The 13,760-nt window shown below is 71.9% G+C and carries 12 protein-coding genes; 7 read left to right on the top strand and 5 right to left on the bottom strand.

Features of this window, described 5'->3' with window-relative positions; translation table 11 throughout:
• Positions 1-78: 78 nt before the first annotated feature.
• On the top strand, positions 79-579 hold the full coding sequence (locus AB0M52_RS00985) for a potassium channel family protein (protein ID WP_363947060.1): 501 nt from the start codon (positions 79-81) through the stop codon (positions 577-579).
• Here the strand turns inward: AB0M52_RS00985 and AB0M52_RS00980 are convergent.
• Positions 563-1,414 carry a hypothetical protein gene (locus AB0M52_RS00980; protein WP_363947057.1) on the bottom strand — a complete coding sequence of 284 codons (852 nt, stop codon included), beginning with the start codon at positions 1,412-1,414 and terminating at the stop codon, positions 563-565. The two genes, AB0M52_RS00985 and AB0M52_RS00980, sit on opposite strands and share 17 nt — an antisense overlap.
• Positions 1,415-1,519: 105 nt before the next feature.
• Positions 1,520-2,041: a VOC family protein gene (locus tag AB0M52_RS00975; RefSeq protein WP_363947054.1), complete on the bottom strand. Its 522-nt coding sequence runs from the start codon at positions 2,039-2,041 to the stop codon at positions 1,520-1,522.
• A gap of 50 nt (positions 2,042-2,091) precedes the next feature.
• Here AB0M52_RS00975 and AB0M52_RS00970 point away from each other — a divergent pair, with 50 nt between their 5' ends.
• The 3 genes from AB0M52_RS00970 to AB0M52_RS00960 all read left to right on the top strand — a co-directional run bounded on the left by AB0M52_RS00970 (position 2,092) and on the right by AB0M52_RS00960 (position 6,921).
• Complete coding sequence (locus AB0M52_RS00970; RefSeq protein WP_111213996.1) at positions 2,092-2,553, top strand: MarR family transcriptional regulator; 462 nt, start codon at positions 2,092-2,094, stop codon at positions 2,551-2,553.
• A 68-nt stretch (positions 2,554-2,621) separates the two neighbouring features.
• On the top strand, positions 2,622-4,472 hold the full coding sequence (locus AB0M52_RS00965) for a tetratricopeptide repeat protein (RefSeq protein ID WP_363947051.1): 1,851 nt from the start codon (positions 2,622-2,624) through the stop codon (positions 4,470-4,472).
• Positions 4,473-4,692: 220 nt separating this feature from the next.
• A complete protein-coding gene (locus AB0M52_RS00960) occupies positions 4,693-6,921 on the top strand; it encodes an ATP-binding domain-containing protein (RefSeq protein WP_363947123.1) in 2,229 nt (742 codons plus the stop codon).
• Between the two features lie 140 nt (positions 6,922-7,061).
• On the opposite strand, the gene AB0M52_RS00955 is transcribed toward AB0M52_RS00960, so the two are convergent.
• Positions 7,062-7,463: a hypothetical protein gene (locus AB0M52_RS00955; protein ID WP_363947048.1), complete on the bottom strand. Its 402-nt coding sequence runs from the start codon at positions 7,461-7,463 to the stop codon at positions 7,062-7,064.
• A 458-nt stretch (positions 7,464-7,921) separates the two neighbouring features.
• Here AB0M52_RS00955 and AB0M52_RS00950 point away from each other — a divergent pair, with 458 nt between their 5' ends.
• Positions 7,922-8,302, top strand: a complete 381-nt coding sequence (locus AB0M52_RS00950; protein ID WP_363947045.1) for a hypothetical protein — start codon at positions 7,922-7,924, stop codon at positions 8,300-8,302.
• An 81-nt stretch (positions 8,303-8,383) separates the two neighbouring features.
• Here the strand turns inward: AB0M52_RS00950 and AB0M52_RS00945 are convergent, their stop codons facing one another.
• Positions 8,384-9,628, bottom strand: coding sequence for a sporulation protein (locus AB0M52_RS00945; protein ID WP_363947042.1), 1,245 nt, complete (start codon positions 9,626-9,628; stop codon positions 8,384-8,386).
• A gap of 828 nt (positions 9,629-10,456) precedes the next feature.
• Between AB0M52_RS00945 and AB0M52_RS00940 the strand changes: the two genes are divergently transcribed.
• Together AB0M52_RS00940 and AB0M52_RS00935 are read left to right on the top strand one after the other, a co-directional pair.
• Complete coding sequence (locus AB0M52_RS00940) at positions 10,457-10,849, top strand: YciI family protein (RefSeq protein ID WP_363947120.1); 393 nt, start codon at positions 10,457-10,459, stop codon at positions 10,847-10,849.
• Positions 10,846-12,087: a sigma-70 family RNA polymerase sigma factor gene (locus AB0M52_RS00935; protein ID WP_363947039.1), complete on the top strand. Its 1,242-nt coding sequence runs from the start codon at positions 10,846-10,848 to the stop codon at positions 12,085-12,087. The genes AB0M52_RS00940 and AB0M52_RS00935 overlap by 4 nt, the downstream gene beginning before the upstream one ends.
• Before the next feature lie 226 nt (positions 12,088-12,313).
• Here AB0M52_RS00935 and AB0M52_RS00930 read toward each other — a convergent pair whose 3' ends face one another.
• Entirely contained in the window at positions 12,314-13,690 is a 1,377-nt protein-coding gene (locus AB0M52_RS00930; protein WP_363947037.1) for a cellulase family glycosylhydrolase, read from the bottom strand.
• Positions 13,691-13,760 lie beyond the last annotated feature (70 nt).

The raw sequence follows: 13,760 nt of genomic DNA, 5'->3' as shown, positions 1-13,760 counted from the left end.
GTCCACCGGCGTCCCGCTCGACGTTCGGGATTGGCCGATCCGACCGACCGGCGACAGGCCGGACCGGACAATCTCGACATGAACCAGAAACCGGACCACTCGAAGGAGCGTCGCCGGGCCTGGCTGGCCTGCGTTCTGCTCGCCGTGATCTATTTCGTCGTCCCGGTGGAGATCGACACCAACACCGCCCGCATGGGCGTACGCGTCCTCGTCAGCCTGCTGACGGTGGGTGCTGTGGCCTGGCTGGTGACCGGTCTGGTCCGCCGTCAGCTCGCCGCGCCGACCCGGGAGGTCCGCTCGTTGGCACACCTGGCGGTGGCCCTGGTCGCCGGGCTGCTCGCCTTCGCCCTCGCCGACTACGTCATCGCGCGGGCCGCACCGGCGCAGTTCGTCGACCTGGAGACCCGGATCGACGCGCTCTACTTCGCGTTGACCACGCTGACCACCGTCGGGTACGGCGACGTGCACGCCCAGGGGCAACTCGCCCGGGTGCTGGTCAGCGTGCAGCTGGCGTTCAGCATCGGGGTGATCGCCACCGGCGCGTCCCTGCTGCTCAGGCAGCTCACCGCACGGCCGTGACCAGCACGTCGCCGCCGAGCCGGCCGTGCTCCGGGTCGCGGGTCACCAGACCCTCGTCGAGCAGCGCGGTCAGCGCCCGCGACGCGTCCACGGCTCGGTACGCGGTGGCGGTGACGGCGTACCGGCGCAGCTCGGTGACCGTACTCGGGCCGTGGGCCAGCTCGGCCAGCAGGGCGCGGCCCAGCGGCTCCGGGTCCATCTCCGGTGCCGGCGACAGTGGTACGCCGTGCGGGTCGAGGTAGCGGAGCCCGGCCGCCCAGAGGTTGTCCTTCATCGCCTCCAGGCTGCGGTCCGAGCCGGTGCCGAAGCCGATCCGCCGGCCGGCGTCGGCCAGCTCCACCTCGGTGCACAGCGGGAACCCGGCGTCGGCCAGCGCTGGCCGCAGCGGCGTACCCGCACCGGCGAGCACCAGCGCCTCGGCGTGCCGCCCGGCCGCGGCGGCGAACAGCGCCACCGGGTCCACGGTGTCGGCGGCGTCCAGGTAGGACAGCACGGGTGCGCCGGCTGCCCCGGCGGCCCGCAGCGCCACCGGGAGCCGGCTCGGCGGGCCGGGCATCAGGTGCACCGCCACCTCGGGCGGCAGCCCCGCCTCGACGGCACCGAGCCGAGTCGGCAGGTCGGCGGTGCCGTCGGCGAGCACGAGCACGGTGATCCGGCAGCCACGCAGCCGTACGGCGTGCTCGCCGGCCACCCGTAGGGCCTCTTCGGCGGGGCGCGGGTCGCTGCCGTCGTACCCGAGGGCGACGGTGGCCCGCCGGGCGCGGCGCAGCGCGGCTGGCAACCAGCTCCGCAGGTGTCGGACGAACAGCTGGTGCCCTACGGCGTCGGTCGGCATCCTGTCGTTCTACCGCACCGGGCGCCCGCGCCGCCGGGCACCCGCCCAGGCCAGCCGAAGTGCCGGGGCGCGCCGCAGCCCCGCCAGTCCTGTTGCCGGTCGCTCTTAGACCGGGACCGAGATGCCGACCCCGCCACGGGTGTCTCCGCCGTAGCGGCGGATCTCGGCGGCCAGGTCGAGCCGGCCGATCCTGGTCCGGGCGGCGAGCGCGGCGTCGTCCAGCCGGTCGGCCGGCACCAGCCAGACCACCTCGAACTCCAGCCCGTCCGGGTCCTGGCCGTAGAGGCTCTTGGTGGTGCCGTGGTCGGAGCTGCCGACCAGCGCGCCCGCCTTGGTCAGCCGGCGGGCGGTGACGGCCAGTTCGTCCAGGGTGTCGACCTCCCAGGCCAGGTGGTAGAGGCCGACGGTGGCCCGGCCGGCGGTCGACCGGCCGGCCCGTCCGCCGATCTCGAACAGGCCGAGGTCGTGGTCGTTGGTGGAGCCGGGTGCCTGGAGGAAGGCGGCGCCGCGGAACCCCTCCGGGGTCATCGGTACGCGGCGGAAGCCCAGCACGTCGCGGTAGAACGCGACGCTGCGGTCGAGGTCACTGACGTAGAGGACGGCGTGGTTGAGGCGGTGGATTCCCATGTCACCGAGGCTAGCCCGTTTTAATTGAGCGTTCAACTACCTCCGGTATGATGGTGCTCATGACCCGCTGGCTGGATCCGGACGAACAACGCACCTGGCGGGCGTTCCTGGCCGCCTCCCGGGCGCTGATGGAGACGCTCGACCGCGAGCTGCAACGCGACGCCGGGATGCCGCACGCCTACTACGAGATCCTGGTACGCCTCTCCGAGGCGCCGGACCGCCGACTGCGCATGAGCGAACTGGCCGACGCGACCGGCTCCTCGCGCAGCCGGCTCTCGCACGCGGTGGCCCGACTCGAGGCGGCCGGCTGGGTCCGCCGCGAGGACTGCCCGACCGACCGGCGCGGCCAGCTCGCCCTGCTCACCGACGACGGCTTCGCCACTCTGGCCGCCGCCGCACCGGGCCACGTCGAGGGGGTACGCCGGCACCTGTTCGACGCGCTCAGCCCGGCCCAGGTCGACCAGTTGCGCCGGATCAGCGAGGCGTTGACCGATCACCTGACCCGGCCCTGACCGGATCCTGACCGAACCACTCCGGCGCGGGTCTTGTACATACCGTCGTCGGTTGAGCACGATGGGGCGTGCCCTCCGGCTTCGGTGAACTGACTGATCAGGCGCACGACCTGGTTTCTGCCGGCGATCTCGCCGGTGCCCAACGGCTGCTGGCCGACGCGCTGACCGGCGCCGACCCGCGCCCGGCCAACGCGACACCCGAGATGGCCGAGGCGGCCAGCCTGCACGCGCGGGTGCTGGTCGCGCTCGGCGAGCCGCACTCGGCGCGGGGCTGGGCCGCCTTCGCGTACGCCGCCACCAGCCGGCTGCACGGCCGCTCCGACCCGCGCACGGTGGCCGCCGCGGCGACCCTGGCGGCAGTGCTGCACCGGGTGGGCAGCTGGTCCCGGGCGGCCCGGCTGTACCAGGAAGTAATCATCGAGCTGACCGCGGCGGACGGGCCGGAGTCGCTGCGGGTGCTCGCCGCGCACGCCGACCTGGCCACCGTGGAGTACGCCCGGGGCCAGTGCCAGGTGGCCCGCGACCGGCTCCAGGACGCCTGGGAACTGCACCGCGAGGTCTACGGCGACGGCCACCCGAGCGGGATCAAGATGCTGGCCCGGCTCGGGTCGATGATGCGCGACTGCGGGCAGTTCACCGAGGCGCACGACAACCTGGCCCTGGCCCGGGAGTTGGCCCGCCAGCACCTCGCCCCGGACGACCCGCTGACCACGCAGGTGGCGGCGCTGGCCCGGGGCGCGGCCAATCCGGACCACGTCTGTGCCGACACGCCACCGGTGAGCGCGCACGATCCCGTCGTGCCGGCCGCCCGCACCCCGCCACCCAGCGAAGCCCCGCCGACACCGACCTGGCCCGCACCGGCCGACGACGCCCCACCCGCACCGACCTGGCCCGCGCCCGCCGACGCTTCGCCTGCACCCGCCTCGCCCGCACCCGCCTGGCCCGCATCCGACGACGAGTCGACCTGGCCCGCGCCGCCCGACGACGCCCCACCCGCACCGACCTGGCCCGCGCCCGCCGACGACTACGAGCCGACCTGGCCGGCGGAAACCGATCCGCCCGCGCCACACCACCAGGTCGGCGAGCAGCACCCCGCGGAGGGCTACCACCCCAGCCAGGGCTACTACCCCGCCGGCGATCCACCGGCGGGCGACCCACCGGCCGGCGCGACACACGTGCCCACGCCACGGCAGCCCGCGGACGGCCCGGCCGGGCCGCCGGAGGACTGGTGGACCGGGCCCGCCGACCAGCAGCCCGACCCGGATCCCGCCGACCAGGCGACCGGCTATCCGCAGGCCGACCAGTCGACCGCCGTACCGCCGAGCGTGGTCGGGCTGACCGGCCCGGCGCAACCGGCCCCCGGGGTGTATCGGCTGCGCCGAGTCGACGAGCCGGAACAGTCGGCACCACCATCGCGGCTGCTCCCGGTCCCGGTACGCCGCATCACCCCGACACCGCCCCGGCAGTCGAACCGCCTGGTGCTGTTCGTCGCGGCGGGCATCGTCGTGGTGCTGCTCGGCGCCGCCGCGGTCATCGCCGGGGTGTCCCGGGTTGACGACCGCGGCAACCCGGCCCGCCCCACCGCGAGCGACGCGCCGAGCGGCTCGCCGACTGCGACCACCGCCTCCGACGCACCGCCCGCCTCGCCCGGCGCCCCGCCCACCAGGCTCGCGTTGCAGGACAACCGCGACAGCGTGACGCTGAGCTGGACCTACCCGGCCGGCAGCGAGGGGCCGGTGATCATCTCGGGGGGCCGGACCGGCCAGCCGCGCAGCGCCTTCGCCGACCTGCCCGCCGGCACGGAGAGCTTCGTCGTCTACAGCCTCGACCGCAGACTGGACTACTGCTTCACGGTGGCGGTCGTCTGGTCGACCGACACCATCGCCCGCTCCGGCGAGGTCTGCACCAAGCGTCGCTGACAATGGCCGGCAAGGTCGGAAAGGCGATGGTGTGACGGGATCGATGGTGCCTGGTTCCGCCGTTCGAGACGCGGTATCTTTACGAGTTCAGGCACAAAAATGAACGGCCCAAAAAGCCGTTCTGAATTCGAATTCTAGCCATTTGGGAGACGGATTGTCAAGGCACTCCGGCGGTTCGCCGTCCGACGACGAGATCGGCCGCGAGCAGGAGTACGTCTCGATGCTCTACCAGCGCCTGGACGACCTGCGGGAGCAGGCGTCCCGGCGGCTGACCGACGAGCTGCGGGCGACCGGCGGCACGTTGCAGGCCCGTTCCCAACGCGACGGCGCGGTGCAGATGTACGCCGATCAGGTAGAGCAGTTCTCCGCGGTGGAGAACGGCCTGTGCTTCGGCCGGCTGGACACCGACGACGGCGACCGCCACTACATCGGCCGGATCGGCATCTTCGACACCGACGGTGACTACGACCCGCTGCTGATGGACTGGCGCGCCCCGGCCGCCCGGGCCTTCTACCTCGCCACCGCCGCCAACCCGCAGGGCATCCGGCGACGCCGGCACCTGCGTACCCGGCAGCGCAAGGTGATCGGCGTCAACGACGAGGTGCTCGACCTGGCCACCGCCTCCCCCACCGCCCACGAGGAGCTGACCGGGGAGGCGTCGCTGCTGGCCGCACTCAACGCCGGCCGCACCGGGCGGATGCGCGACATCGTCGAGACCATCCAGGCCGAGCAGGACCACATCATCCGCGCCGACCTGCCCGGGGTGCTGGTGGTCCAGGGTGGCCCGGGCACCGGCAAGACCGCGGTGGCGCTGCACCGGGCGGCGTACCTGCTCTACACCCACCGCCGGGAGCTGTCCACCCGGGGTGTGCTGCTGGTCGGCCCGAACGTCACCTTCCTGCGCTACATCTCGCAGGTGCTGCCCGCGCTGGCCGAGACGGGTGTGCTGCTGCGTACCCAGGGCGACCTCTTCCCGGGGGTGAGCGCCCGACGCGCGGAGCCCGCCACCACGGCTGCCCTCAAGGGACGGTCGGTGATGGTCGAGGTACTGGCCAACGCGGTACGCGACCGGCAGCGGGTGCCCGACGAGCCGCTGGAGATCGAGTTGCCGCAGCGGGAAATGCTCGTCCTCGACCCGGCGACCGTGCAGGCGGCCCGGGACCGGGCCCGCCGCAGCGGACGGCCGCACAACCTGGCCCGCGCGGTGTTCGATATCGAGATCGTCCACGCGCTCGCCGACCAGGTCGCCGAACGGATCGGTGCCGACCCGCTGGGCGGGGAGAACCTGCTGGACGAGGCGGACGTCGCCGAGATCCGCCGCGAGCTGCGCGAGGAGCCGGAGGTACGGACGGCGCTGGACGAGCTGTGGCCGGTGCTCACCCCGCAGCGCCTGCTCGCCGACCTGTACGCCTCGACCGACCGGATCGCCACCGCCGCGCCGACGCTCACCGCCGACGAGCGGGCCGCGCTGCACCGTGAACCGGGCGGCTGGACGCCGGCGGACGTGCCGCTGCTGGACGAGGCGGCGGAACTGCTCGGCGAGGACGACCGGGCCGCCGCCGCCCGCCGGGAGCGGATCCGCGCGATGGAACGCGAGTACGCCGAGGGTGTGCTGGAGATCGCCCGGGGTTCCCGCTCGATCGACGTCGAGGACGAGGTCGACGGCGGTGAGATCCTCGGCGTGACCGACCTGCTCGACGCCGACCGGCTGCTGGAACGGCAGGAGGAAGCGGACCGGCTGACCACGGCGCAGCGCGCGGCGGCCGACCGTGGGTGGGCGTTCGGCCACGTGATCGTCGACGAGGCGCAGGAGCTGTCGCCGATGGCCTGGCGGCTGTTGATGCGCCGCTGCCCGAGCCGTTCGATGACCATCGTGGGTGACGTGGCGCAGACCGGGGCGCTGGCCGGCACGCCGTCGTGGGCGGAGGCGCTGGCGCCGTACGTGGCGGACCGGTGGCGGCTGGCGGAGCTGACCGTCAGCTACCGCACACCTGCCGAGATCATGGAGGTCGCCGCAGGCGTACTGGCCGAGATCGACCCGGCGCTGCGCCCACCGCGCGCCGTACGCTCCAGCGGCTTCGTGCCAGTCTCGCGTGGCGTGCCGGCGCAGCGGCTGGCGGCGGAACTGGTCGAGGTCACCACCGCGGAGGCGGCCGGGCTGACCGACGGCCGGCTCGGGGTGATCGTGCCGGCCGGCCGGGTCGACGACCTCGGTGCCGCGCTGACCGCGGCGCTGCCCGAGGCCGCCGTCGGCGAGCAGCCCGACCTGGAGGGCCGGGTGGTGGTGCTCACCGTCGCCGAGGCCAAGGGCCTGGAGTTCGACTCGGTAGTGGTGGTCGACCCCGACCGCATCGTCGCCGAGTCCCCCCGCGGCCGCAGCGACCTCTACGTGGCCCTGACCCGCGCCACCCAACGCCTAACCACCCTCACCCCAGTCCCCAACCCCTAACCCCACCCGCGTTGATCATGGAGTTAGCGGGGATTCTGATCTTCAAATCACCCGCCAACTTCATGATCGACGGGGGGTGAGGGGTGGGCGTGCGAGTCGGCCCGGCCCGAAGAGTCGGGCCGGGCCGGGTAGTGGGCGGGTCAGTCGAAGCTGCCCACGTGGGTGGCCGGGGTGGACTGGTCGCTGGTGCTGCCGCCGGAAGGGGTACTCAGCCCACCGGTGGTGGCGTCACCCGTCGTGGTCGGGGCCACCTTGCCCCGATGCCGCTCCGGCTGCCGGGCCAACCGGCGGGCACTGGCTGGCCCGGCCGTACCGCCGGTCGTGGTGATCGCACCCTGACCGCCGGTGGGCCCACCGTCGCGCAACACGTTGGGGTCGATCGGCACATCCGCCGGATCGTCCACATCGTCGCGCTGGATGGCACTCTCCACGTCGGTGGGCGGCACCGTCACCTCGTCCAACGCACCCTCGCCGTACACGCCGCCGGCGATCCGCTCCTCGGCCCGGCGGGCGGCATCCTGTCGCATGTCGTCCTCACGCACAATCCATCACCTCGCAGAAGCGTCGGTCTCTCTGCGTGCCCGGTGGCCGCCCAGACAAACCCGCACCGCCGGCCCACCGCACTCTCCCCCGCCGCCCGGCTGCGCATAAAGAGAGACTGGTGCCCACGGCAGGACCGGGCATACTCCCCAGACCGGACGTACGGCCCCTGCCGACCCGGTACGGGCTGAACGTGATCCCGTACGCCGTCCACGATCCGACCTCGGCGTCGGGCACCGGGATCGCCCTGGTCGTGAGCGTGGCCCTCGGACCGTCCTCGGCTGCTGAGCGTGGCCGTCCGTGACTGCCTCCGCTGATCCGGCCGACCAGCCCGCGTTACTGCCCCCGAGGCAACGGGTAGACGCGTCGTGCCCCCGCCGGCAACGAGAAACCGTGCCGTGGCCGACACGCGGCAGCGGGGCGAGGGATCGCAGGACTCATCACATCCTGAGGAGGACAGATGAGCACGCAGGCTGCATCCACCAGGCCGATGAACCGTCCGCAGCAGGACATGCAGAATCGGCAGGCAATGCAGGAAGCGCCGACCCGTCCGATGCCGATGATGCACGACGGGCATCGGGAACAGATGCCGTCACCGGGGACGGAGACCAAGCAGTCGTTCCTGACGACGGAATTCTGGATCTACGCGGCCGCCGTCGCCCTTGTGGTGATTTCCGCATTCTGGAAGGGCACGACCGCGAACGGGCTGAATCTGAACAACCCGACCCAGTCGTGGTTCTTCATTACCCTGCTGACGATCGGTTACCTCGTCAGCCGAGGTCTGGCGAAGGCCGGTAGCCAGCGGCGCTCCTTCGCCGAGCGCCGGCAGCGGGGTCGCTGACCTCCAGGCGTAAAAGCACGGTGGCCCTCCGGGAGATCCCGGAGGGCCACCGTCCTGTCTCGACTATTCTGTCTCGACGGCCTAGAACTCCTCGAAGCCCCCGAAGTCACCGCCGCCGAAGTCACCACCGAAGTCGCCGCCGCCGAAGTCCTCGGCACCGCCGAGGTCACCGGCCGCCTCGGCGATCTGCTCCTCACCACCGTCGAAGGCGTTACCGATCATGTGACCGGCGAGCATGCCACCGGCGGCGCCGAGCGCCGCGCCGGCCACGATCCCACCCATCCCGGGGCCGCTACGCCGCTGCGGGGCACCGTACTGGTTCGGCGGGCCGTAGCCCTGGGGAGCGCCATAGCCCTGCGCGGCGTGCGGCCGGTAACCGGGCGGCGCAGCGTGCGGTGCCGGGTAGCCCTGCGGCGGGACACCCTGCTGCGGATAGCCCTGCGGCGGGTAGCCCGGCTGGGCGGCGTGCGGAGCACCGTAACCCTGCGGACCGACGCCCTGCGGGGCGCCGTACCCGTGCGGAGCACCGAACGCCTGGGCCCGCATGGCACCGAAACGCTCGATCGTCTCGCGCAGCCAGCCGTCGACCACCTGCGCCCAGTCGTGCCCGTCGGCCTCGCCGTGCCCCACCTGATAGTGCCCGAAGGCGTCGGGGCCGGGGGCGCGGAAGCCACCACGCTTGTCGCACTCAAGCACCACGTCGATGCCGTTCGGATTGGTGACGAACGTCAGCTCAAGCTCGTTGACGACCTGCGCGTACTGCGGCGCGGCGAAGAACTCGATCTCCTGGTAGAACGGCAGCATCTGCTGTACGCCGTGGATCCGGCCGTGCTCGAGATCGGCCGACTTCAGCCGGAAGCCGAGCTGGAGGAAGGCCTGCAGGATCCGCTCCTGCACCAGCAGCGGGTGCACACTGACCTGGTCGAGGTCGCCCTTGTCGACTGCCCGGGCGATCGCCAGTTCGGTGCGCAGCCCCATGGTCATGCCGGGCAGGCGCTGACCGTAGAGGTCGGTGATCGGGGTCTCCCACGGCACCGGAACCTGGAACGGGATGGACAACTGCTGCTTCGGGGCGAGCTGCAGTGGGCCGCCGACCACCTGCCGGTGGAACTCCATGACGCCGCCGTGCTCGGTGTTGCCACTCTCGATCTCAACCCGGGTGACCAGGCCGACGACGATCTGCTCGATGTTCGCCGGGGCTTCCCCGCCGACCAGGTTGACCTGGCCCTCGAGGGTCTCCCCGGGCCGGGTGTTCGGGTTGGCAAGGACGGTGTCCACACTGGGACCGCCCACACCGAACGCGCTCAACATCTTCTTGAAGACCATCGGAACTCCCGCAGGGTCTGGTGCCCGTACTCCCTTTAGGAGCCGGACGCTGACCAGCGCAGGTTATCGACTGGTGCTGTGAGATCGCTGGGAATCGCCCAACGCCGGCGAGCCGCCCATGTCCTGTGCCGCTCGCCCACGGCACACCGGCACCCTTGATCGTCTGCATATGAGTGACACGACACGCCGGTACGGGAGTCACTGAAATGCAGACGATCAAGAGACGAATTCACCCGAAGGAGCAAGCCTTCACGCCCCGCAAGAACGCCGTCCACCCGTCAGCCGAGTACACGATCGTGCCGGCCCCCGGGCCTTGCTGTCACGAACGGCCACCCGTCCGGAGCCATCGGCCGTCGCGGCCTCGACCCACCGGAGGTACGGCGTTTCCTGCACCGCGTCGCGCTGGAACTCGCCACCTTGCAACAGGACGTGGCCCGGCTGAACGACGAGAACGTTCGAATCAAGCGGGCGCTGCGCGACTGGCAGAGCGCCCAGGCGCAGCGGCGGATGTCGTGAACCCGGAGGCACGGCACGTGATCCACCCGCCGGTGGCGGTCGCCAATCTTGCCGGCCCCGGTTACCCGCAGGGGTTGATCAAGGAGTTTGGGTCGAGATCCGGCCGGATCCAGACGCGAACTCCTTGATCACTTCGATGGTCGTCGGCGACGGGCTGGGCGCCGGGGCGGCCACTCGTGGGCGGGTGGGGGTGGTGGGGTTCGTGCAGAAATTTTTCTGGCGCGGATGTCGAGAACGGGGGTGGCTGCTTCTACCTGAGGGTGGAAGCACCCATGATGGGTGCGTGGCCGTGAGGAGACAGCCGTGAAGTACATGCTGCTGATGCAGTTCAGCGCCGCCGGGACCGACTTCCCGCAGATCCACACCTGGACGCCGGAGGAGATCAGCGCCCACATCGGGTTCATGGGCGAGGTCAACGCCAAGCTGGTCGCCGACGGCGAGTGGGTCGACGGGCAGGGACTCGCCGGGCCGGCGCAGGCGAAGATCGTACGTGCCGGTGGCGGCGGCGCGCCGGTGGTGACCGAGGGGCCGTTCGCCGAGACGAAGGAGTTCCTGGCCGGCTTCTGGATCGTCGACGTCGACACTCCGGAGCGGGCGGTCGAGATCGCCGCCTGGATCTCCACCGCCCCCGGGCCGGGTGGCGCGCCGCTCAACATGCCGATCGAGGTGCACCCGGTGATGTCCGCGCCACCGCAGGACGTGTGACGAGAGAAACGCTGACCGAGGACCTGCTGCGCGAACTCGCGCCGCAGGTCCTCGGCGTGCTCGCCCGCCGGTTCGGCGACTTCGCCACCGCCGAGGACGCGGTGCAGGAGGCCCTGCTGGCCGCCGCCACCCAGTGGCCAACGGACGGCGTACCGGACAATCCGCGGGGCTGGCTGATCCAGGTCGCGTACCGGCGGATGGTCGAGATGGTCCGCGCTGAGCAGGCCCGGCGGGCCCGGGAGGACCTGGCCGCCCGGCGGGAGCCGGCGGACCGGCGCAGCGTACCGGCGGCCGACGCGCAACTGTCCGCGGACCGCGACGACACCCTGGTGCTGCTCCTGCTCTGTTGCCACCCGGCGCTGTCGCCCGCCTCGGCGATCGCGCTCACCCTGCGGGCGGTCGGCGGCCTGAGCACGGCCGAGATCGCTCGGGCGTTCCTGGTGCCGGAGGCCACCATGGCGCAGCGGATCAGCCGCGCCAAACAACGCATCCGGGATTCCGGTACGCCGTTCCGGATGCCCGAGCCGGCGCACCTACCGGCCCGGCTCGCCGCCGTCCTGCACGTGCTCTACCTGGTCTTCACCGAGGGGCACGTGGCCAGTGCCGGGGACCGTCTGCACCGGATCGACCTGGCTCACGAGGCGATCCGGCTGACCCGGGCGCTGCACGCCCGGCTACCGGACGACAGCGAGGTGGCCGGCTTGCTGGCGCTGATGCTGCTCACCGAGGCCCGCAGCGCGGCGCGCACCGGCGCGTCCGGTGAGTTGATCCCGCTGGCCGAACAGGACCGCGGCCGGTGGGACGCGACCGCGATCGCCGAGGGGATCGCGCTGGTCACCCGGGCCCTGCCCCGGGGGCCGGTCGGGCCGTACCAGGTGCAGGCCGCCATCGCCGCGCTGCACGACGAGGCGCCGACCGCCGGGGAGACCGACTGGCCGCAGATCCTCGCGCTCTACGAGGTGCTGGAGGGCCTGTCGGCCAGCCCGGTGGTGGCTCTCAACCGGGCGGTCGCCATCGCGATGGTGCACGGGCCGGAGGCCGGCCTGGCCGCGCTGGACGGGCTGGACGACGAGGCCCGGCTGGTCGGTCACCATCGCCTCCACGCCGCCCGTGCCCACCTGTACGAGATGGCTGGCAACCACGACCGCGCGGTGGCGTGGTACCGCACCGCCGCCGCCCTGACCGCGAGCCTTCCCGAGCAGCGCTACCTGCTGATGCGCGCCGCCCGCCTCGCCTGAGCGGCCAGCAACGAGGGCGCTGACCAGGTTCCGCCTTTGTCCCTTTGCTCTGCTTCAACCCACGCATCGAATCCGGTGGCAGAACAGTGCGTGGGGTGAAGCAGAGCAAAGGGGGCGATGGGGACACCATCCGTTGGCGAACAGCGAACCCGGCCGGCGTGGGCGTACCGATGCGGGTGGTGGCCGGGTCCGTGCGGACCCGGCCACCGGTGTGGCGGTGCGTCGGTCAGCTCGCGGTGCAGGTCGCTGCGGGGGTGGAGTTGGTGCCGTTCCAGCTGCCGAGGAAGCCGAAGCTGGTGCTGGCTCCGGCGCCGAGCCGGCCGTTGTAGTCGACGTTGCGGGCGGTCACCGCAGAGCCGCTGCTGGTCACCGTGGCGTTCCAGAACTGCGTCACGCTCTGGCCGTTGGCGAAGGTCCAGCGGACCGTCCAGCCGGTGATGGCGCTGGAACCGGCGGTCACCCGGACCTCACCCTGGAAGCCACCCTGCCACTGGTTGGTGATCGAGTACGTCGCCGTGCAGCCGGCGCCCGGCGGCGGGGTCGACGGCGGAGGAGTGGTCGGCGGCGGGGTGGTCGGCGGCGGAGTCGAGGGCGGCGGGGTGGTCGGCGGCGGGGTGCCGCCGAAGACGCTGGCCTCCCGCGAGGTCTGCCGGATGCCGTTGGCGCCGTTGAACAGTCGCTGGCCCCAACTGGTCAGCTGGTTCGGGTTGAAGTTGATGGCCATGTCGAGATACTCCACGCCACCGCCGTTGCCGCTCCACGACCAGCCCAGCCAGCCGATGCCGTTGGCCTGGCTGTAGGAGAGGATGGCGTCCTCGTCGGGGTCGCCGTCGGAGTGGTAGTGCCCGAACTCGCCGACCACGATGGGCAACCCGGCGGTGCGGAAGCGGCCCAGGTAGTCGCTGATCTTGGCGGCGGTGTTGAAGACGCCGTACATGTGGATGGAGAAGACGGTGTTGCGGGCCGTGTCGGCGTTGAAGACCGTCGTGGCGTTGTCGCGCATGGTGAAGGACCAGTCCTGACCCCAGTTGGGGCCGTCCACCATGATCGTGTGCCCGATGCCGCCGGTGCGTAGCCGCCGGATGGCGTTGGACGTGTCGGTGGCCCAGGACGAGTAGTTCTGGTTGCCGTACGGCTCGTTGCCGATGTTGACGATCACGTACCGTTCCTGGCCGTTGAGCGCGCTGGCGATGCTGAGCCAGTAGTCGACCGCGCGGTTCAGCGTGACGGCGCCGCTCTGCTCGCCGTAACCGGTGGTGTCGTGCACCTCGAGCACGCAGATCAGCCGGTTGGTCTTGCACAGCTGGATCACGTTGGCCACGTCGTCGGCGCTGTTGCGGGTCCAACGGTCGCCGCTGGACAGCACCACCCGGACGGTGTTCGCGCCGAGGGCCTTGACGTTGGCGAAGGAGCTGGTCTGGTTCGTGTACCAGGTGTGCGCGTGGTTGACCCCGCGCATGATGAACTCGTTGCCGTTGGCGTCGTAGAGCTTGCCGCCGCTGACCGTGAACCCGGTGGCGGCGTGTGCCGACGGACCGAAGGCGAACACTGCGGCGACCGTCGCCAGCAGGATGGCACCGACGCCCGCGAACAGTTTTCTCATGGCATTCCTCGCAGGAGGTTTCTCCCCCGTGCCCAGGTGGGGATGCGGTGAGTGGCAGGTGTGGCGGCTG

The organism is Micromonospora sp. NPDC051296 (genome assembly GCF_040682255.1).
GTDB lineage: Bacteria > Actinomycetota > Actinomycetes > Mycobacteriales > Micromonosporaceae > Micromonospora > Micromonospora craterilacus.
This window is presented reverse-complemented; position numbering and strand designations above follow the sequence as displayed.